The organism is Streptomyces sp. NPDC029169, assembly GCF_055563935.1.
The window spans coordinates 370142-388664 of record NZ_JBVHXA010000002.1; the positions used below are offsets into that span (position 1 = coordinate 370142).

The following is an 18523-nucleotide window of genomic DNA, read 5'->3' on the forward strand; positions in this document are numbered from 1 at the left end:
ATGAGCACTGGTTCAACGCAAGTGGAATGCAAGGACGTTGAAGGCCTCAGGGCCACCGCGGATCTCCGCGCGGCGCTGGCCGCCATCGACATGACTTTCCCCTCGCTCCGCTTCGATGGCCCGGTGGCCGGCGGCGGCGACCTGGTGCACCTCGGCGGATGCTCGGCCGCGATGGCGGCCACGCTCGCCGAGTGGATCGAGAAGCACCGGTGACCAATCCCGGTCGAGGCCGGGCGGCGCAAACGCTTCACGGCGCGGGGACCGTCTCCCCGCACTTCTGGTGTGACTGAGGAGGCCTGCTCCCCATGGACGATCTCTACAACCGGCCCATCGAAGGCGCGGAATTCACGAAGTTCTGCGGCGGCAACCTGGGCGGCGAGCACGAGTCGTGCATCGAGTTCGCGCGGATTCCGGGAACGACCGACGGCTTCGTTCTGCACGACACCAAGCCCGCCGGTGCCGGCCTGGAACTGCGCGCCACCGTGACCGAGCTGGACAACTTCGCTCTCGGATGGGTGAAGCAGCGGCGCCTCGTCTAGCTCATACGGACAGCGCAGGGGCCGCCCCCCCCATGCAGACGGGTGCGGCCCCTCTCACCCAACTGAGAGGTGTCCATGGCCGGGAAGGTGCACTTCCACGGATACGGACCGTGGATCGGCAGCCGAGACGCGTACGGTGTCGAAAGCCAGCGCCGACCGGGTCTCGATCCCAGCGACATGCAGACCAGGGAGTTCCTCTCCTCTCGACTACCGCCCATGCAGGTTCGCCACTGGCTGATGCGCAAGGAGCAGACCACGCGTGAGCGAACCTGGACGCGCGCCGACCACGCGGTGGCATGGCTGCGACGTGTCTATGAGGAGAACCCGCCCTTCATCCGTGACGACTCCGGTCGGGCCTACATCTCGCTCGAAGAGAAGGTGGCCGCCGCCCTGGACACCCTCAGCCATGGATCGGATGCGGTGTGGGTCTACTACACGAAGGCTGCGAGTCTCGCCTCCTTCTCGGTGGTGTCCTGCCCACATCGGATCTTCAGTGAGATCGAGAAGGACTCGGTGATCCCGTGCCCGTTGCCGCCGACCTAGAAGAAGGGACGTCATGTCGCTCCGCCTCCTACTCCCCGAGGAAGGCGTCACCGACCTCGTGAGCGCCTGGCCGGACGAGCCTCGCGTGTACGTGCGCGGCCGTACAGAGCTGGACCGACTGATCAGCTCGGCGGCTCTCACCTCGTATGTCGAGACGGGGTGCGTAACGGCGAACGAGATCGCTGTCGTACGCGCTCCCAACCCTTCCCTGAACCAAAACGCCTACATGACCCACGGCCGTACCGACCCGGTGAAGCTGCGCGAGCTCCACGACTGTGGGCACACGATCCGGCTGGGGAACCTTCAGCGAGTCATCCCGTTCCTTGCCGAGGCCTCCAGGGGCATCCAGCGGGAGACTGGCTATTCGAATTACATCCACGCCTTTCTGACGCCGCCAGGCCGGCAGGGCCTTCGCCACCACTGGGACCAGCAGATGGCCGTGATCGTGCAGACGGCCGGTACCAAGAGGTGGCAGTTGTGGCGACCGCCTGTGGAAGCGCCGATGCGCGAGTTCAACGAGAGCTGGCGGGTCTGGCGTGACGAATACATCCCGGCCTGGGAGACAGCCGGGCCTGACATCGAGGTCGATCTGCACGCCGGGGAATCACTGCTGCTCCCGAGAGGCTGGGTGCACAACCCTCACGTCGTCGACGCGGACGAACCGAGCGTCCATCTCACGTTCGCCATGCGTGAGCGGACGCCCGTGTGGCTGGCGGAGAAACTTATCGCAGGCGTGATCAAGGATCCCGACTTCCGCCGCATCATCCCGCCCGGCAACGTCAAGGGCGCGCCTCGCTGACAGCCTGAGAGGCACCCGAGACGCGCTCGTAAAATACCTCGAAGCCCTGGACATCGGCCTTCTCGCGCCGGCGGTACGAGAGGCTGCGATGACCGAGCTGGAGTACACGACCTGACGGGAGCGACAGCGAGGGGCGCCCCTCCTCCGAGGGGACGCCCCCTGTCGTCGGCGCGTCCTACGCGCCCTAGGTGTCCAGCGCCTCGCGCCACACCCGGACCGCGTCCGCGTCGACCGGGGCCATCCAGCCGTTCGGGCGGGCCGCGCCGCCGATGTGGAAGGCGTCGAGGCCGGCCGCGCGGAGGTGCGGGAGGTGGTCGAGGCGCAGGCCGCCGCCGACCAGGATCCGGGGCTCGTAGCCCGGCTCGCCCGTCCGGGCCGCCTCGGCCTTGAGGACGGGCAGGCCGTCGTCGACGCCGGTCGCCGCGCCCGCCGTCAGGTAGGTGTCCAGGCCCGGCAGGTCCGCGAGCTGCTTGCGCAGCGCGTCGCGGTCGGCCGCGCGGTCGATCGCCCGGTGGAAGGTCCAGCGGCAGCCGTCCAGGACGGCGATCAGCCGCTCCACCGCCACCAGGTCCGCGTCGCCGTCCGCCGTCAGGAAGCCGAACACGAACTCCTCCGCGCCCGCCTCCCGGAGGTCGGACGCGCGGGACACCAGCGCGTCGATGTCGCCTGCCGCGAAGCCGTCCGTCAGCCTGAGCATCACGCGCAGCGGGATGTCCACGGCCGCGCGGATCGCCTCGAAGCCGGTCCGGGACGGGGTCAGCCCGTCCGCCGCCATGTCGGTGACCAGTTCGAGGCGGTCCGCCCCGCCGGTCTGGGCCGCGACCGCGTCCCGCTCGTCGAGGGCGATCACCTCTAGAACCGCACGGTTGCTCATCGAGCCGATTCCTCCATGAATGACGGCAGACAGGTCTAGTCCAATGAACAGACTAGCTGTGCTCGTGCCCGTCCGCACCGTGCGTCGCCTCAGCGGTAGCAGCCGGGGTGGTCGCGTGACCCGCCCCCGCATGCACCGTGAACGCCGCCGTCCGCACCTTCCCGCCGTGCTGGAAGTCGAGGAAGAGGCGGTACGTCCCGGCGCTTGGCGCCGTCGCCGTGAAGGAGACGTCCGGGCCGGGGCCGCCCTCGTTGGGGTGCACGTGCAGGTAGGCGAGGTCGCCGTCGCGCAGGGCGACGAGATGGCCGTACGCCCCGAGGTACGGCTCCAGGTCGGTGACCGGCCTGCCGCCCTTGCTGACCGTGAGCTTCAACTCGCCCGCCTTGCCCGGGTCGAGGGTGCCGCCCAGCTTGACCTCGTAGCCGTCGACGGTCGCGGTCGGCGCGGTGGCCGGCAGCGGCTGCGGGGCGTACGCGCCGGGTACGGCGAGGTCCACGCCGAGCGTGACGCCCTTGGCGTCCTTCCCGGCGGGCTTGAAGTCGGCGAAGGCCTTGTAGGCGCCCGCGGCGGGCAGGTCGACCGGCGTCGACCAGGTGCCGTCGGCCGCGCGCACCGGGTGCACGTGGCGGAAGACCGTGAGGTCGCGCGAGGCCACGATGAAGTGCAGTTCCTTGCCATGCTCGGTGGTGTACGCGGTGACCTTCCTGCCCGCCGCGTCCTTGATCGAGAACTTCAGGACGCTCCGCCCCTGGGCCGGCTTCGGCGTCTCCATGGCCAGCGTGTAGCCGCCCTCGGAGACCTGGAGTCCGCCGGCGGCCGGAGCCTTCGCGGCACCCTCCTCATGACCGGCATGGCCCTTCGCCTCGGCCGCCGCGTGCTCCCCGTGCCCCGCCTTCGCGGGCTCGCCCATGGGGCCGACGCCCTTGCCGACCCCGTACGCGGTGCCGAAGGTCGCGGCGAGTGCGGCGGCGAAGGCGGTGATCTTCACTCCGGTGTTCATGGCAGCTCTCCCGTGCGTGAGTACCGTTCGATGCACTTCACCATACCCCTGGGGGGTATCAAGTCAAGTCGAGGCGGACACTTGCGTCCGATACCACCGGGGGGTATACATGGACTCAGTCGATACCCCCCGAGGGTATTCACCTAGCGAGGAGGAAAGAACATGGGCTCCTGCTGTACTCCTGACGGAAGCTGCTCGACCAACGCCGGCGAGGCCACCACCGCCACCGCTGTCGCCGAGAGCACCGCCACCGTCTACGCCGTGTCGGGCATGACCTGCGGACACTGCCGGACCGCCATCACCAACTCCGTCAGCGCGCTCGACGGCGTCATCTCCGTGGACGTCGACATCGCCGGCGGCCTGGTGACCGTGACGACCGGCGGCGCGCCCGACGACGCCGCGATCGCCGCCGCCGTCGACGACGCCGGCTACGAACTCACCGGCCGCGCCTGACCGTTCGGCCCGAGCCACCCCGGCCGCCGGGGCCCGTCCGTTCATGGGTCCCGGCCCCCGACCTCCCGCTGTACCGAGGAGCAGGAAATGACCTCCACCACATCAGGCGCCGCCCAGGTCGAGCTCGCCATCGGCGGCATGACCTGCGCCTCGTGCGCGGCCCGTATCGAGAAGAAGCTCAACCGCATGGACGGGGTCGAGGCGACCGTCAACTACGCCACCGAGAAGGCCAAGGTCACCTTCGACGCCGACGCCGACATCTCCGTCGCCGACCTGATCGCCACCGTCGAGGCCACCGGCTACACGGCCGCCGAGCCCGAGCCCCCGAAGGCCGACACCGCCGGCGGCGACAGCGGGCCCACCGACGAGGAGAAGGCCGACGAGGAGCTGCGGCCCCTCAAGCAGCGGCTGATCACCGCCGTCGCCCTCGCCGTGCCCGTCATCGCGATGGCGATGGTCCCGGCGCTCCAGATCGAGTACTGGCAGTGGCTCAGCCTCACCCTCGCCGCGCCGGTCGTCGTCTACGCCGCCTGGCCCTTCCACCGGGCCGCCTGGACCAACGCCAGGCACGGCGCGGCCACCATGGACACCCTGATCTCGGTCGGCACGATCGCCGCGTTCCTGTGGTCGCTGTGGGCGCTGTTCTTCGGGACCGCCGGTACGCCGGGCATGACCCACCCCTTCGAGTTCACGATCGCCCGCACCGACGGCGCCGGGAACATCTACCTGGAGGCCGCGGCCGGCGTCACCGCCTTCATCCTCGCCGGGCGGTACTTCGAGGCCCGCTCCAAGCGCAAGGCGGGCGCGGCGCTCAAGGCGCTGATGCAGCTCGGCGCGAAGGAGGTGACCGTCCTCAGGAACGGCCGCGAGGTCACCGTACCGACGGCCGAACTCCAGGTCGGCGACCGGTTCCTGGTCCGCCCCGGCGAGAAGATCGCCACCGACGGCACCGTGGTCGAGGGCTCCTCCGCCGTCGACGCCTCGATGCTCACCGGCGAGTCCGTGCCGGTCGAGGTCGGTGTCGGCGACGCCGTCACCGGCGCCACCCTGAACGCCGGCGGCCGGCTCGTCGTGGAGGCCACCCGGGTCGGCGCCGACACCCAGCTGGCCCGGATGGCCAAGCTGGTCGAGGACGCCCAGAACGGCAAGGCCGCCGCCCAGCGCCTCGCCGACAGGATCTCCGCCGTCTTCGTACCCATCGTGATCGCGCTCGCGCTCGGCACGCTCGGCTTCTGGCTCGGCACCGGACAGGGCCTGACCGCCGCGTTCACGGCCGCCGTCGCCGTACTGATCATCGCCTGCCCCTGCGCCCTGGGCCTGGCCACGCCGACCGCGCTCATGGTCGGCACCGGCCGCGGCGCGCAGCTCGGCATCCTCATCAAGGGCCCCGAGGTCCTGGAGACCACGCGCAAGGTCGACACGATCGTCCTCGACAAGACCGGCACGGTCACGACCGGCCGGATGACCCTGATCAAGGTCCACACCGCGGCGGGCGTGGACGAGACCGACGTACTGCGGCTCGCGGGCGCCCTGGAGCACTCCTCCGAGCACCCCATCGCCCAGGCCGTCGCCACCGGCGCCGCCGCCCGCGTCGGTACGCTCCCCACGCCCGAGGACTTCGCCAACATTCCCGGACTCGGCGTCCAGGGCGTCGTCGAGGGTCACGCCGTTCTCGTCGGCCGCGAGAAGCTGCTCACCGAGTGGGCGATGGAGCTGCCGGGGTCGCTGAAGTCCGCCAAGGACGCGGCCGAGCGGACCGGGAAGACCGCGATCGCCGTGGCCTGGGACGGAGAGGCCCGCGCGGTCCTGGAGGTCGCCGACGCCGTCAAGGAGACCAGCCCCGAGGCCATCCGGCGGCTGCGGCGCCTCGGCCTCACCCCGATCCTCCTCACCGGCGACAACAAGGCCGTCGCCGAGGCCGTCGCCGCCGAGGTCGGCATCGACGAGGTCATCGCGGAGGTCATGCCGCAGGACAAGGTCGACGTCGTCAAGAGGCTTCAGGGAGAAGGGCGTTCGGTCGCCATGGTCGGCGACGGAGTGAACGACGCCGCCGCGCTCGCCCAGGCCGACCTGGGCCTGGCGATGGGCACCGGCACGGACGCCGCCATCGAGGCCGGCGACCTGACGCTCGTACGGGGAGACCTGCGGGCCGCCGCGGACGCGATCCGGCTCTCGCGCAGGACGCTCGGCACGATCCGCTCGAACCTGTTCTGGGCCTTCGCCTACAACGTGGCCGCCCTGCCGCTCGCCGCGGCGGGACTGCTCAACCCGATGATCGCGGGGGCCGCGATGGCCTTCTCCTCGGTCTTCGTGGTCGGCAACAGCCTGCGTCTGCGCGGCTTCCAGGCCGCCGACCGATGAGGAGCCTTCCATGGCCGGTTACGTACAGCACAAGGAAGACATCATCAGGCGGCTGAGGCGGATCGAGGGGCAGGTGAGGGGGGTGCAGCGGATGGTGGACGAGGACGTGTACTGCATCGACGTCCTGACCCAGGTCTCGGCCATCAACGCGGCCCTGCAGTCCTGCGCCGTGGCCCTCCTGGACGAGCACCTCAGCTGCTGCGTCACCGAGGCGATCGCCCAGGGCGGGGACCAGGCGAAGGTGAAGGTGGGCGAGGCGTCCAAGGCCATCGCCCGGCTGATCAGAACGTAACTCCTCAGGAAGTGATCAACCGCCCCTGCGCGACCTTCGCGCAGGGGCGGTTCTCCATGAGGGTCGACATCGAGCCACAGTACCCCTAGGGGGTATACCTTCGCCGAATGAGCGGCCCGTACGATGGGCCGCCCGTAGGGGAGGGGATGCGCGTGCGCCGGCTGGGAGAGCTGGAGGCCGAGATCATGGACCGGCTGTGGGCCTGGCAACGGCCCGCCACGGTCCGCGAGATCGTTGACGACATAAATCTGGGGCGCCACGTCGCCTATACGACGGTGATGACCGTGGCGGACATCCTCCACCGCAAGGGCTGGCTCCGCCGCGAGAAATCGGGCCGAGCGTGGCTGTACGAACCGGTCCGCAGCCGCGAGGAGTACACCGCGGCCCTGATGCAGGACGCCCTCGGCGACAGCGCGGACCGGCCGGCCGCGCTGCTGCGCTTCGTGGAGACCATCTCCGACGAGGACATGCGGGCCCTGGACGCGGCGCTCCGGTCAGCCCGGCGCGCGCAGGGCGGCGGGGCCGGGTGAACCACCACCTCCTGCCGCCGCTCGGACTGGCCCTGACCTCCGGACTCCTGATCCCCTGGCTCCTTGTCCGGGCCCGCTGGGCGCAGCAGGTACCCCGGCTCGCACTGGCGGTGTGGGTGGCGAGTGGCACGGTGTTCGCGCTCTCCGCCGCGCTGCTGCCCGCCCACCTCGTGCTGCCGGCGGAGGGCAGCCACCGGCTGGGCGACGTCTACCTCGGGCTGCGGCTCCCCGCCCCGGAGGCGCTGCTCACCCTCACCGGCCGCGAATACCTGGCCCTGTCCCTGGCCGTCGCCACGCTCGCGCTGCCCGTCGCCGGTTACGTACGGGAGCTCCTGCGGGCCAGATCGGCGCGGCTGCGGCACGCGGGGGTCCTGGGGCTCGTCGGGCGGTACGACCCGGCGCTGCGGGCGACCGTGCTCGATCACGCGCGGCCGGCCGTGTACTGCCTGCCGGGCCGTTCGCGCCGGGTCGTTGTCTCCTCGGGGGCCGTCGACACGCTCACCCGGGCCCAGTTGGCGGCGGCGCTCGCGCACGAGCGGGCCCACATCGCGGGGCGGCACCATCTCCTGGTGGCGGCGGCGGAGGCGTTCGCGGCGGTGTTCCCGCGGCTTCCGCTGGCGCGGCACGGCGGTACGGCGGTGCCCCTGCTGCTCGAAATGGCCGCCGACGACCGGGCGTTGCGGCGCTGCACGCGCGACGCGCTGGCCACCGCCCTGTACGCGCTCGCCGCCGGCCAGGCGCCGCGCGAGGCGTTCGCGGCGGGCGGGCCGTCGGCGGCGCTGCGGATGCGGCGGATCCTCGTGCCGTACAGCGCGGGACATCCGGTGCTGCGGGGGCTGTTGACGATCGGAGCGGCGGCGCTCGCGGTGGCGCCGCTGATCATCGCGTGTTGTTCCTTCCCCAGCTAATTGAACCGGCCGACTACGCAATTACTAAGTGAATTCGTAGATTTCACATCGGTCACACAGCCCTGAATTCATGGCTATCGTGGGTACGTTGACGCTAGGGCTCGGCACATCGAAGGGTACGGACCATGCGGCTGGCTGACGTGCGGACGGCTGCGGCCGGGGACGCGACCACGATATCCAGGCTGCTGGCCGACGCCATTCGGGACAGTTACGAGGAAATACTCGGCGAAATCCCCACGCGGCGACTGGTGTCCACGCAATGCGCGCTTCCCCGTATCCGCGCGGAAATTGAAATTCCTGGCGGCGCGCCGGGCTGGCTGGGCTGGCTGGTGGCCACGGACGCGGCCGGCACGGTCCTCGGCGCGGCGGCGAGCGGGGTACCGGTCCCGGGCGAGGGCGAGCTCTACGCCCTGGCCGTGGCGGAGGGAGCACGCCGCCGGGGCGTGGGCTCGGCCCTGCTGGCGGCGGCGACGGACCGAATGCGGGGGTTCGGGGCGACGGAACAGCGGGTGAGCCTCCCGACGGAAGCGGACCCGTCACTCCCCTTCTACGAATCAAGGGGCTTCACCCCTCTGACCCCGACGCGCCTGTCGCGCGCGCTCTGATCCGACTCCGGGCGAGACCCCGCCCCCCTGGTTGTGGGCCCACACGGGGGGGGTGGGGTGCGGGACGATTGCCCACAACCCGCGTGCGGGCCCACACGGCCGCCCCGGCGCGGCCCTGGGGCTTGGCAGATGAACGCCATCGCGTGTTCACGCCGTCCTGATCGCTGGATCACGCCCGCCCGACCCCGTCAGGATGGTTTCGCGGCGCGGGCCCGGCGGCACGGGACCTCGTCCGGACGGCATGGACCGAGCGAGCCCCTGGAGGAGCGATGCAGAAACAGAGCGGCGCCGCGCTCGCGCCGGTCCTGCCGTCCCGATACGACCTCACCACCGGCACCCTCCCCGGCCTTGAGTCCGTCGCCCCCGGCGACGAGGACTCCGTCTGGCTGTACGACGCCCTCCTCGGCCCCCACAGCGCGGACATCGTGCGCTACCTCGGCCTCGCCCGCGCCACCACCGGCCGCGGCCCCGTCCTCGACCTCGGCTCCGGCGCCGGGCGGCTCGCCGTCCCGTTCGCCCGCCACGGCTTCGCCGTCGAGGCCGTCGACCGGGACGCTGCCGCCCTCGAGCGGCTCCGCACCTGGGCCCGCCGTATCGGCCCCCACGTCGCGGAACTGATCGCGACCACCCGCGCCGACCTCACCGGCCTTCGCCTGCACGGCAGTTACCGGCTCGCGCTTCTCGCCGGCGCCATGGTGTCCGCCGTCCCCCCGCGGGCCCGCCCCGGTCTGCTGCGCGAGATCGCCTCGCACCTGGACACCGGCGGCGCCCTCGCCCTGGACTACACCGCCCATCTGCTCCCGGGCCTCGTCGCCGAACCGCGCCGGACCTGGGCCTTCCAGGTCCCGCGGTTCGACGGGATCGACGAGTGGGTGGTCGCCCGGCAGGTCTTCGACCTGCGCGAGATGAGCGAGCGGATCACGTACTACGCCTCCCGGACCGGCAAACTCTCCACCGAGCGGGCCGTCCTGACCACCGACAAGTGGATCGTCGACCCCGAGCGCCTCGCGGCCGAACTGCACTCCGCGGGCCTGCACATCGAGGGCCGGCAGCGGCACCGTATCGACGAACGGACCGAGAGCGTGCTGCTCGTCTGTCGTGCGGACGACTGACACCGAGGAAGACCAAGAGGTACGATGCCTGCAAAAGTTTGAGCCGACCAGATCGACCGGGTGGCGGGCGGAGAAGATGGCAGTCGTGGATGAGCTGACGGGCCGCGAGGCGGTGATCCAGCGCCTGCGCGATGTCGGTCTGCGGGTCACGGGCCCGCGCCTCGAGGTGCTCACGGTGCTCGCCTCGGCCGGCCATCTCGACGTGGAGGCGATCACCGCCACCGCCCGCGAGCGCCTCGGCACGCTCACCAGCCAGGCGGTGTACGAGATGCTCCGGCACTTCCAGGAGACCGGCCTGGTCAGCAAGTTCGACCGCCCCGGGCTTCCGGCCGTCTTCGAGATCTCCGGGCCGCCCCACCAGCACGCGCTGTGTGTACGGTGCGGCCGGGTGGAGAACGTCGACGCCCCGGCCCCGAAGCCGCCCCGCGGCGCCCTCCCGCACTGGCGGACGAGCGACGCCGAGATCGTCTTCAAGGGCCTCTGCCCCGACTGCGCCGCCGTCGCGGAGGACTGACACCGCGCGCCGAGACCGCGCGCGGGGCTGTTTGAACACCGTGCGTGGCGTTCGATTCTGTGGCAGGGTCTAGCGGGGCGATTCAACGGGGTCCGCAGGGATCCGAGGGGAGTCTGCTGCTGTGTCCAGAAACGCCACCGGGACGCGCACGGGAAGCGACCAGGCACTCGCGGTCTATCTCGAACTCCGTGCCCGGCCCTCCTGCTCCTTCGACGAGGTCGCGGAACTCCTCGCCCTCTCCGTCGAGGAGCGGGACCGATGTCGTGGCGAACTCGCCACCCTCGGCCTGATCGAACCCACCACGCGGCGCTCGGTGATCGACCCCGACGTCGCCCTGGTCCGCCTCCTCCAGCGCGAGCGCGACCGGCTCGAGAGCCGGCTCGCCGAGACCAGCCGGGCCCAGGCCACCCTGGAGACCCTGGCGGGCCCCTTCCTGCGTGCCGGTACCGCCCCCCGCTCCGAGGTCGAGGTCGAGATCGTCTCCGACCCCGGCCGCGTCCGGCAGGAACTGGCCGGCCTCGGCGAGGCCGTGCGCGGCTCGGTGCACTCGCTGCACACCGGTTCGGTACGGCGTGAGGACATGGCCGGGGAGCTGGAGCGCGACCGGCGCTGGACCGCCCGCGGAGTGCGCGTCCGCGCCGTGTACAGCCGCCGGATCAGCTCCGTACCGGACATGTCCCAGCACGTGGAGGAGCGGGCCACCCTTGGGGTGGAGGTCCGGCTCTCCCCCGTCGTACCGATGAACATGGTGCTCGCCGACGAGAACTTCGCGCTGCTGCCCACCGACGCGCACGACCCGGACTCCGCCGCGATCCTCGCGCGCGGCCCCGGCCTGGTCCGCTCGTATCTCGCGCTGTACGAGTACTGCTGGCACGCCGCCACCCGGTACGGCGACGAGGACGGGCCCGAGCGCGGCGGCGACGGGCTCTCCGAGCAGCAGCGGGCCGCGCTGCGGATGCTCGCCTCCGGCATCAAGGACGAGCAGATCGCGAAGAACCTCGGGGTGTCTCTGCGCACGGTGAGCCGGCTGCTCTCCGAGGTGATGCAGGAACTGGGCGCGGCGAGCCGCTTCGAGGCCGGGGTGAAGGCGGCCAGGCTCGGACTCCTGGACGGCGAACCGCGTGAAAACGGCGAACCACGCGAAAGGGGCGCGTGACGCGCAAGCCCGCCCGAGTGCAGGCCGCGGGGATGCGGCCGAGATCGTACGAGGAAATCCGCCGCCCCCTGTGACAGGGTGGGAGAGGGAGACGGGTATCGACGAGGGGGGTCACTGCGCCATGGCCACGACGGACGACGGCACGGCGGAGTCGGCCGCCCTGACCCTTCTGACTCTCTATCAAGAACTGCGCAGACGGGGCGTGTCGAGCTTCGGCGAGGCGTGCGCGGCGTTACGCCTCGCTCCGGAGGAGCACGAGCGATGTCGGGCCGAACTGACCTCGCTCGGCCTGATCGTGCCGACGACCGAGACCCACGCCACGATCGCCGACGTGCGCGACGCCGGCTGGAAACCGGACACGGACACGGTGGCCACCGTCGATCCGGAGATCGCCCTGCTGCGCCTCCTGGAGCGGGAGCGCGAGCGGCTGCGGGACCATCTGGCCGAGGCCGACAAGGCGTACAGCACGCTTGAGACACTTGCGGAAACCTTCCTCCGCTCGGGGGCGCTTGCCCGCTCGGAGATCGCCGTCGAGGCCATCACCGACTACCGCCGGATCCAGCAGGCCCTCGAGGACATCACCGATGTGATGCAGGAGAGTTCGGCCTCGATGCACCCCGGCGGGCCCAACCGGCAGATCCCGGAGCGGATGCTGGACCGGGACCGGCGCCAGATCGGCAACGGGGTGCGTGTTCGCGCCATCTACAGCAGCCGGGACGCGGCGCGGCCCGAGCTCGCGGAGCTGCTGAGCCGGCGTGTCGCGCTGGGCGTGGAGATCCGGCTCGCGCCCGTCATCCCGATGACGATGATCATCGCCGACCAGCAGTTCGCCCTGGTGCCGATCCGGCCGGAGGAGCCCCGCGAGGGGGCCATCCTGGCGCGCGGCTCCGTGCTGGTCCGGTCCTATCTGGGCCTGTACGAGCACTGCTGGCACACCGCGACCCCCTACGGCGACGCCGGGGCGCCGGAGCGGGGCGGCGACGGGCTCTCGGAGCAGCAACGGGCGGCGCTCCAGATGCTCGCCTCGGGCATGAAGGACGAGAAGATCGCCCGGAACCTCGGAGTCTCGCTGCGCACGGTGAGCCGGATGCTCTCCGAACTCATGCAGGAATTAGGGGCGTCGAGCCGTTTCGAGGCGGGGGTCCGCGCGGTGCGCCTCGGCTGGCTCGACTGATCATTCCCCAGCGGATCAAGGAATTCCGCCTCGCCGAACTTCCGACGGAACGGAGAAGCCCCCGCAGTCGCCGGACGGCGACTGCGGGGGGATTTCCCTGTTCTCAGCTGATTACCGCTGACTCCCCAGCTGAATTCAGCTCGATGTCCTCGATGTTCTCGACGTCACGTCAGTTGGTGGGTGCGACCGGCGTCGGGCTCGCCTTCGGCCAGTCGTTCTCCGCGCCGGCCTGCTGCGAGGTGGCAGCCGGGGTGGCGTCGGGAGCGGCGGCCAGCGCGGCGCCACCCGCCACGGCCATACACGCCACCATCGCGAGGGCGAACTGACGGACGGTCTTGCGGACGGCCGAGGTACGAACAGCGGACATGATTCCTCCAGGAGTTGGAATGTGAATTCCGACTTCGGGGGCCCGTGCCGCCGGGCGCTCCCTGAAGACATCTCCATGGTGGCCCGCCCCGGGAAACGGATCCAGGGTTTCTCCATGCGTGGATCTGCCATGGCGTGGATGCGTCAATCCGCCAATGCGCCCGCCCCATAACGGAACTGACCGATCCAGGGCGCTCCATATCTTTGGTCAGACCAAAAGAGATGCTAGGCTCGTGGTGCGGTCCTCTCGTTCCTCCAGGAGAGAGAGGCCGTCGGGGCAGGGGCGTGCCGCCGCCCCTGCCCCATCCCCCAGAGCCGCTCCGTACACCTCGATCGTCCGGGCGGCGGAGGCGCGCCAGCTCTTCCCCCGGGCATGACGGACCGCCGCCTCCCCCATCGTCTCGCGCGCCTTCGGGTTCGCGGCCAGCCACAGCAGCCGACGGGCGTACTCCACCGGGTCGTGCCCCCGGACGAGCAGCCCTGTCACCCCGTCCCACACGGCCGTCGGCAGCCCGCCCACCGCCGCCGCGAGCACCGGCGTCCCGCAGGCCTGCGCCTCCAGGGCCACCAGGCCGAAGGACTCGCTGCGCGAGGGCACCACGAGCACGTCCGCCGCCCGGTACCAGTCCGCGAGGCGCGACTGCGGTACGGGAGGACAGGGCCGCAGCACATCGGTGACCCCGAGCTCGCGCGCGAGCAGCCAGGCCGACCCCTCCCTGGTCGCCCCGGAGTGACCCCCGACGACCGGGACCAGCAGCCGGCGGCGCAGGCCGGGTGCCAAGTGCAGCAGCTCCGCCACCGCCCGTACGAGCACGTCGGGGCCCTTGAGGGGCTGGATGCGACCCGCGTACAGGGGGATGAAGGCGTCGGCCGGCAGCCCGAGCCGCGCGCGGGCCGCCGCGCGCCCGTCCCCCGGCCCGAAGGTGCGCAGATCGACGCCCGGCCGCACCACCTCGGTGCGCGGCGCCGCCGCCCCGTACAGCGCCCGCAGCGCCTCGGCCTCGTCGGCCGTGTTGGCGATCAACCGGTCGGCGGAGTGCACCACTTGGTCCTCGCCACGGATCCGCAGCTCGGGCTCGGGGGCATCGCCCTCCGCGAGGGCCGCGTTCTTCACCCGGGCCAGGGTGTGCGCGGTGTGGACGAGCGGTATCCGCCAGCCGGCGGCGGCGATGCGGCCGGCCTGCCCGGAGAGCCAGTAGTGGGAGTGGACCAGGTCGTAGCGCCGGTCCTCCTTGAGCAGGGCCAGGGAGAACGGCACCACGAGGCCGGGCATGGCCTCCTTTGGGAGCGCCCGGCGGGGACCCGCGTGCAGATGACGGACCCGGACGCCCGGCGCGAGGTCGACGAGCGGGGGGCGGCCCTCGCCGCGGCAGCGGGTGAACAGGTCGACCTCGGCGCCCTGTTCGGCGAGGGCCCGGGACAGCTCGACCATGTAGACGTTCATCCCGCCGGCGTCGCCGGTTCCGGGCTGGTGGAGCGGGGAGGTGTGGACGCTGAGCATGGCGACGCGCAGAGACACGTGGGGCTCCTGTGAGGGCGGGCCACGTGTCCCTGCGTTGCGTCGCGCACGGCCACGCGGCGGGTGGGGATGGAGGAAGGCAGAGTCGTACAGGGGCGTCAGAAACCGAAGACGGGGCCGGACGGTGGAGCGAGCCGGGTGCCCGGCAGGGGCGCGGTCAGGGCGTGCCAGTCGGCCGCCCGCCCCGGCTCGACCCTGAGCGCGGCCGCGAGCCGGTCGGCGCCCTCCGGCATCACCGGCCGCGCCCACGCGGACAGCGCCGAAGCGAACGCCAACTGTGCGGCGAGTGCGGGGAGATGAGGGCACGAGGTGGTGGGCCGACAGCGCTCGTGGGCGTTGACATGGCCGAAGTCGGCCACCGAGCGCACCATCTCGTCGAGGACGGCGACCGCGCGGCGCGGATCGAAGGCGTCGGGGCCGTACGCCTCGCGCAGATCGTCCACGCCCCGGTGCAGCCGGCGCTCCAGGATCTCCCAGCCCGTGCCGCCGGGCAGCGCCTGCGGGGCGAGTCCGGCGCACTCCTCGCGTACGGAGGCGAAGAGCCGTGACAGCCAGCTGTTCCAGTTCTCGTCCAGCTCGCGCCGGGCCGCGGCGAGCCGGTCGCGGTGGAAGACCGTACGGCGGCCGAGCGGGCGGGCCTGGAGGACGTGGCGGCGCAGGGTGTCGGAGCCGTACTCGGTGAGCAGGTCGAGCGCCCAGACGTTGCCCTCCTGGACCCCCTCCTCGATCACGTACGACTCGTTGACGCAGAAGTCCTGCGGCAGCTTGATGTCCTGGGCGAGGAGCAGCACCGGTAGCAGCACGGCGTGGCAGAAGGCGTGCCCGAAGCCGCAGAAGTGGATGGCGCGGCGGGGCAGCGGGCCCTTGGTGTCGTAGCCGAAGAGGTGCATCGCGGCGGCCTCGAAGCAGCCGTCGACGCGGTGGTCGGGGAAGCCCTCGACCGGCACCTGGAGCCCCCAGTCGGCCGGGTGGCCGACGGCGATGTCCGGCAGCCCGTCCTCCACAAGCGACTCGCACAGCGCGGCGAGCCGGGGCGGGAGGCCGGCGGTGGCCCAGTACTCGGCGAGGGTCTCGCGGAAGGGTTCGAGGGGGATGTAGAGGCGGCGGCAGCGGCGGGACAGCGCCGGGGTGTCGCAGAGCGAGCAGCGCGGCGCGATCAGGTCGCCGCCGTCGTTGGGGCGGGCGCACTCGTGGCACATCCCGCCGTCGCTGGCCGCGCCGCAGTGCGGGCAGGTGCCGGTGACGTGCGCGCCGTACAGCCAGCGCTCGCACGGCTCGCAGTACGGCAGGAGTCGGGTGCGGGGGGCGATGACGCCCTGCGCGTACAGCCGGTTGAAGAGGTCCTGCACCCAGCGGCCGTAGCCGCGGTCGCGGCGCGGCCGGACGATGTGGTCGAACTCCACCCCCGAGCGCAGCCAGTCGGCGGTGATCGCCGCGCGGTAGCCCTCGGCGACCTCCTCGGGCTTGCGGTGGTGGCGCAGCGCCCTGACCTCGACGGAGCTGGCGTGGTCGGCCATGCCGGTCGTGAACCGTACGGGCTCGCCCTCGGCGCGCAGGAACCGGGACAGGACGTCGGCGGCGACGTACGGCCCCGCGAGGTGGCCGATGTGCAGTTCGCCGTGGGTGGCCGGAGGGGTCGCGGTGATCCAGACGGGGGTGCTCATGAGACCTCCTGAGCGTCAGCGAGGTTCGAAATGGAAGGAGCGGATGAAGCAGTCACGGGGTTGTTCGACGGCATAGACGATGCACTCGAAAAGGGCCTGGGTGGTCAGCTTCTCGTCCGGTGCCATTCCGTCCGGATTCGTTCCGTCCCATTCCGCGAACCGGGGATCGGAGGTGGAGAAGTCGGGCGGGAAGAGCGAGAAGACCCGGACGCCGGAAGGCCGGAGGCGGCGCGAGAGAATGTCGGCGAAACCCGCCTGCGCGCTCTTCGCCGCCCAGAACGCCTCGTGGGCGGCGCCCGCGACGCCGGAGGCGCCTCCGGCGTCGCGCACGGCGACCATGTTGACGATGTCGGGCCGCAGCGAGCCGCGCAGCAGCGGCAGGAAGTGCTTGACCATCAGGACGGTGCCGCCGGCCGTCGACTCGATCGTCTCCACGATCTGGTCGTCGCTGGCCGCCTCCAGGTCCATGCCGTCGAGCCAGCGGGCGCCGTTGTTCACCAACAGGTCGACCCGGTCGGTGCGTTCGCCGACCCGCGCCGCGAACTCGCGGATCTCGGCGGGCCTGCTGAGGTCGCAGCCGAACGCGTGGATACGGTCCCGGGCGGCGCCCATGACTTCGGTACGGGTGCGTTCGGCGGCCTCGACGGTGCGGGCCGAGACATAGACCTCGGCGCCGAGATGGGCGAATCCGACGGCGAGCGCGCGGCCGAAATAGCGGGACGCTCCGGTCACGACGACACGCAGATTCTCGAATTTCATACTCGTCCGCTCTCCCCATGGATACCGGTTGCCGGTCGAATTCAGCGTGGCAGAGGAATCGGCGCGGGGGCGCGGTGAGAGGGGTGCGCATTCACGCCGTTGCGTGGATACGCCACGGCAGTTCGAGCCGGTCGAGGACGGCCGCGCGCTTGTGGTGGACGGCGACGCCGTGGTGGTCGGCGGAGACGGTGACGGGCCCGCCGGGGGTGTGCACCGGCCCGTCGAGGGCCGGTACGACGGTCCCGGGGAGCGCGCCGGCGGCGGCGAGCGCGGCGGCGCCGGTGAGCGCGAGCCGGGGGTGCCAGCCGCCGACGGTGAGGGCCCGGACCGCGGTCCCGCCCCGCCGCCCGGCCGTGAACGCGGCGATCTTGGGCAGGGCGGAGTGCGGCGCGTATCCGAGCACGCGGGCGGCGTGGGCGCGCAGCGCGAGCAGCCGCCGGAGGGTGCCGTCCCCGGCCCGGAACAGCCCCTCGGCGGTACGGATCCCGAGGTGCGCGGCGTCGACGAAGACGTACGGATTCCCGTACCGGACAAGGGAGACGGGCACGCCGGCGAGCACGTCGCCGAGCACGTCGACGGGTCGGCCGGTGGGGAGGACGGCGGAGTCGTCGGGCGATCGGAGGAAGCGGAGGGTGTACGAGCCCCGGGGCCCGGGCTCGGGCTCGGGCTCGGGCTCTGGCGCGCAGCGGACGACGTCGCCGGTCGTCACGGCTCGGACGGTGACCGGGCCGGGGCGGGCGGCGGCCACCACGCAGGCGAGGAGGGAGTGCCCGCAGCCGGTACGGAAGTCGAAGCCGCCGCCCGGGAGGGCCTGGACGAAGCGGTAGTCGAGGTCGTGGGCGGGGTGGGCGGAGGGCCCGTACAGCGCGATCTTGTTCAACCGCGCGTACGGGGTGCGGGCGATGGCGGCACGCAGCGCGCCGAGCTCCCCAGCCAACGCGAGGGCGCCGGCGGGGAGTTGCCCGAGCTCCACGACGAGGGTGGGCCCGGGCGCGTCCTCGGCCATGACGACGGCGGCGCGGACGAAGCCCGCCGCCCCCGGCGCGGCGAAGGCCGAGGCCTGGGGATCCCCGGCCGCCCCCGGCGCGGCGAAGGCCGAGGCCTGGGGATCCCCCGCCGTCCCCGGCGCGGCGAAGGCCGAGGCCTGGGTATCCGCGGCCGCCCCCGGCGCGCCGCGAGGCGCGGGCGAGAGCACCGCGCGAGCGGCCGAGGCCGGCGCGGATGCCGACGGCCCACCGGCCACCCACCCCGCACGGGCACCCAGGGCCGGGCCCGGTGCGCCGGAAGGCGGGGACGAGGGCGAGAGCACCGCGCGAGCGGCCGAGGCCGGCGCGGATGCCGACGGCCCACCGGCC

At 72.1% G+C, this 18523-nt stretch carries 21 protein-coding genes; 14 read left to right on the forward strand and 7 right to left on the reverse strand.

Annotated features, from left to right (window positions below):
* The 4 genes from ACZ4VI_RS05470 (at position 1) to ACZ4VI_RS05485 (ending at position 1881) form a co-directional block, all read left to right on the forward strand.
* Positions 1-213 carry a hypothetical protein gene (locus tag ACZ4VI_RS05470; RefSeq protein WP_467996853.1) on the forward strand — a complete coding sequence of 71 codons (213 nt, stop codon included), beginning with the start codon at positions 1-3 and terminating at the stop codon, positions 211-213.
* Between the two features lie 92 nt (positions 214-305).
* A complete protein-coding gene (locus ACZ4VI_RS05475) occupies positions 306-539 on the forward strand; it encodes a DUF397 domain-containing protein (RefSeq protein WP_467996854.1) in 234 nt (77 codons plus the stop codon).
* A 75-nt stretch (positions 540-614) separates the two neighbouring features.
* On the forward strand, positions 615-1082 hold the full coding sequence (locus tag ACZ4VI_RS05480) for a hypothetical protein (protein WP_467996856.1): 468 nt from the start codon (positions 615-617) through the stop codon (positions 1080-1082).
* A 13-nt stretch (positions 1083-1095) separates the two neighbouring features.
* Positions 1096-1881: a JmjC domain-containing protein gene (locus ACZ4VI_RS05485; RefSeq protein WP_467996858.1), complete on the forward strand. Its 786-nt coding sequence runs from the start codon at positions 1096-1098 to the stop codon at positions 1879-1881.
* A 184-nt stretch (positions 1882-2065) separates the two neighbouring features.
* Here ACZ4VI_RS05485 and ACZ4VI_RS05490 read toward each other — a convergent pair whose 3' ends face one another.
* Both ACZ4VI_RS05490 and ACZ4VI_RS05495 read right to left on the reverse strand, forming a co-directional pair.
* A complete protein-coding gene (locus tag ACZ4VI_RS05490) occupies positions 2066-2755 on the reverse strand; it encodes a copper homeostasis protein CutC (protein WP_467996860.1) in 690 nt (229 codons plus the stop codon).
* 52 nt (positions 2756-2807) lie between these two features.
* Positions 2808-3755, reverse strand: a complete 948-nt coding sequence (locus ACZ4VI_RS05495) for a hypothetical protein (protein WP_467996862.1) — start codon at positions 3753-3755, stop codon at positions 2808-2810.
* A gap of 162 nt (positions 3756-3917) precedes the next feature.
* Between ACZ4VI_RS05495 and ACZ4VI_RS05500 the strand changes: the two genes are divergently transcribed.
* The 10 genes from ACZ4VI_RS05500 to ACZ4VI_RS05545 all read left to right on the forward strand — a co-directional run bounded on the left by ACZ4VI_RS05500 (position 3918) and on the right by ACZ4VI_RS05545 (position 12860).
* A complete protein-coding gene (locus ACZ4VI_RS05500; RefSeq protein ID WP_467996864.1) occupies positions 3918-4208 on the forward strand; it encodes a cation transporter in 291 nt (96 codons plus the stop codon).
* Positions 4209-4295: 87 nt separating this feature from the next.
* Positions 4296-6569 carry a heavy metal translocating P-type ATPase gene (locus tag ACZ4VI_RS05505; RefSeq protein ID WP_467996865.1) on the forward strand — a complete coding sequence of 758 codons (2274 nt, stop codon included), beginning with the start codon at positions 4296-4298 and terminating at the stop codon, positions 6567-6569.
* A 10-nt stretch (positions 6570-6579) separates the two neighbouring features.
* Positions 6580-6861, forward strand: a complete 282-nt coding sequence (locus tag ACZ4VI_RS05510) for a metal-sensitive transcriptional regulator (RefSeq protein WP_137994181.1) — start codon at positions 6580-6582, stop codon at positions 6859-6861.
* Between the two features lie 152 nt (positions 6862-7013).
* A complete protein-coding gene (locus ACZ4VI_RS05515; RefSeq protein ID WP_467996869.1) occupies positions 7014-7391 on the forward strand; it encodes a BlaI/MecI/CopY family transcriptional regulator in 378 nt (125 codons plus the stop codon).
* Entirely contained in the window at positions 7388-8299 is a 912-nt protein-coding gene (locus ACZ4VI_RS05520) for a M56 family metallopeptidase (protein WP_467996870.1), read from the forward strand. Before ACZ4VI_RS05515 ends, ACZ4VI_RS05520 begins: the two co-directional genes overlap by 4 nt.
* A 125-nt stretch (positions 8300-8424) precedes the next feature.
* On the forward strand, positions 8425-8904 hold the full coding sequence (locus tag ACZ4VI_RS05525) for a GNAT family N-acetyltransferase (protein ID WP_467996872.1): 480 nt from the start codon (positions 8425-8427) through the stop codon (positions 8902-8904).
* Between the two features lie 269 nt (positions 8905-9173).
* The gene (locus ACZ4VI_RS05530; RefSeq protein ID WP_467996874.1) at positions 9174-10016 is read left to right on the forward strand and encodes an SAM-dependent methyltransferase; all 843 of its coding nucleotides are present in this window, start codon (positions 9174-9176) and stop codon (positions 10014-10016) included.
* Between the two features lie 76 nt (positions 10017-10092).
* Positions 10093-10530, forward strand: a complete 438-nt coding sequence (locus tag ACZ4VI_RS05535) for a Fur family transcriptional regulator (RefSeq protein ID WP_467996875.1) — start codon at positions 10093-10095, stop codon at positions 10528-10530.
* Between the two features lie 121 nt (positions 10531-10651).
* Positions 10652-11686, forward strand: a complete 1035-nt coding sequence (locus ACZ4VI_RS05540; protein ID WP_467996876.1) for a LuxR C-terminal-related transcriptional regulator — start codon at positions 10652-10654, stop codon at positions 11684-11686.
* Positions 11687-11807: 121 nt separating this feature from the next.
* Positions 11808-12860 carry a LuxR C-terminal-related transcriptional regulator gene (locus tag ACZ4VI_RS05545; RefSeq protein WP_467996878.1) on the forward strand — a complete coding sequence of 351 codons (1053 nt, stop codon included), beginning with the start codon at positions 11808-11810 and terminating at the stop codon, positions 12858-12860.
* A gap of 169 nt (positions 12861-13029) precedes the next feature.
* Here the strand turns inward: ACZ4VI_RS05545 and ACZ4VI_RS05550 are convergent, their stop codons facing one another.
* The 5 genes from ACZ4VI_RS05550 to ACZ4VI_RS05570 form a co-directional block, all read right to left on the reverse strand.
* Entirely contained in the window at positions 13030-13227 is a 198-nt protein-coding gene (locus ACZ4VI_RS05550; protein WP_467996879.1) for a hypothetical protein, read from the reverse strand.
* Between the two features lie 207 nt (positions 13228-13434).
* A complete protein-coding gene (gene mshA / locus ACZ4VI_RS05555; protein WP_467996880.1) occupies positions 13435-14745 on the reverse strand; it encodes a D-inositol-3-phosphate glycosyltransferase in 1311 nt (436 codons plus the stop codon).
* 98 nt (positions 14746-14843) lie between these two features.
* Complete coding sequence (locus ACZ4VI_RS05560; RefSeq protein ID WP_467996881.1) at positions 14844-16409, reverse strand: class I tRNA ligase family protein; 1566 nt, start codon at positions 16407-16409, stop codon at positions 14844-14846.
* Positions 16410-16424: 15 nt separating this feature from the next.
* A complete protein-coding gene (locus ACZ4VI_RS05565; RefSeq protein WP_467996883.1) occupies positions 16425-17168 on the reverse strand; it encodes an SDR family oxidoreductase in 744 nt (247 codons plus the stop codon).
* 91 nt (positions 17169-17259) lie between these two features.
* Entirely contained in the window at positions 17260-18363 is a 1104-nt protein-coding gene (locus tag ACZ4VI_RS05570; RefSeq protein WP_467996884.1) for a PrpF domain-containing protein, read from the reverse strand.
* Positions 18364-18523: the final 160 nt, after the last annotated feature.

Excerpts from the sequence above, each read along its gene's own strand:
- ACZ4VI_RS05470 (WP_467996853.1), top strand. The coding sequence starts at position 1 with ATGAGCACTGGTTCAACGCAAGTGGAATGCAAGGACGTTGAAGGCCTC.
- ACZ4VI_RS05475 (WP_467996854.1), top strand. The coding sequence starts at position 306 with ATGGACGATCTCTACAACCGGCCCATCGAAGGCGCGGAATTCACGAAG.
- ACZ4VI_RS05480 (WP_467996856.1), top strand. The coding sequence starts at position 615 with ATGGCCGGGAAGGTGCACTTCCACGGATACGGACCGTGGATCGGCAGC.
- ACZ4VI_RS05485 (WP_467996858.1), top strand. The coding sequence starts at position 1,096 with ATGTCGCTCCGCCTCCTACTCCCCGAGGAAGGCGTCACCGACCTCGTG.
- ACZ4VI_RS05490 (WP_467996860.1), bottom strand. The coding sequence starts at position 2,755 with ATGAGCAACCGTGCGGTTCTAGAGGTGATCGCCCTCGACGAGCGGGAC.
- ACZ4VI_RS05495 (WP_467996862.1), bottom strand. The coding sequence starts at position 3,755 with ATGAACACCGGAGTGAAGATCACCGCCTTCGCCGCCGCACTCGCCGCG.
- ACZ4VI_RS05500 (WP_467996864.1), top strand. The coding sequence starts at position 3,918 with ATGGGCTCCTGCTGTACTCCTGACGGAAGCTGCTCGACCAACGCCGGC.
- ACZ4VI_RS05505 (WP_467996865.1), top strand. The coding sequence starts at position 4,296 with ATGACCTCCACCACATCAGGCGCCGCCCAGGTCGAGCTCGCCATCGGC.
- ACZ4VI_RS05510 (WP_137994181.1), top strand. The coding sequence starts at position 6,580 with ATGGCCGGTTACGTACAGCACAAGGAAGACATCATCAGGCGGCTGAGG.
- ACZ4VI_RS05525 (WP_467996872.1), top strand. The coding sequence starts at position 8,425 with ATGCGGCTGGCTGACGTGCGGACGGCTGCGGCCGGGGACGCGACCACG.
- ACZ4VI_RS05530 (WP_467996874.1), top strand. The coding sequence starts at position 9,174 with ATGCAGAAACAGAGCGGCGCCGCGCTCGCGCCGGTCCTGCCGTCCCGA.
- ACZ4VI_RS05535 (WP_467996875.1), top strand. The coding sequence starts at position 10,093 with ATGGCAGTCGTGGATGAGCTGACGGGCCGCGAGGCGGTGATCCAGCGC.
- ACZ4VI_RS05545 (WP_467996878.1), top strand. The coding sequence starts at position 11,808 with ATGGCCACGACGGACGACGGCACGGCGGAGTCGGCCGCCCTGACCCTT.
- ACZ4VI_RS05550 (WP_467996879.1), bottom strand. The coding sequence starts at position 13,227 with ATGTCCGCTGTTCGTACCTCGGCCGTCCGCAAGACCGTCCGTCAGTTC.
- ACZ4VI_RS05560 (WP_467996881.1), bottom strand. The coding sequence starts at position 16,409 with ATGAGCACCCCCGTCTGGATCACCGCGACCCCTCCGGCCACCCACGGC.
- ACZ4VI_RS05565 (WP_467996883.1), bottom strand. The coding sequence starts at position 17,168 with ATGAAATTCGAGAATCTGCGTGTCGTCGTGACCGGAGCGTCCCGCTAT.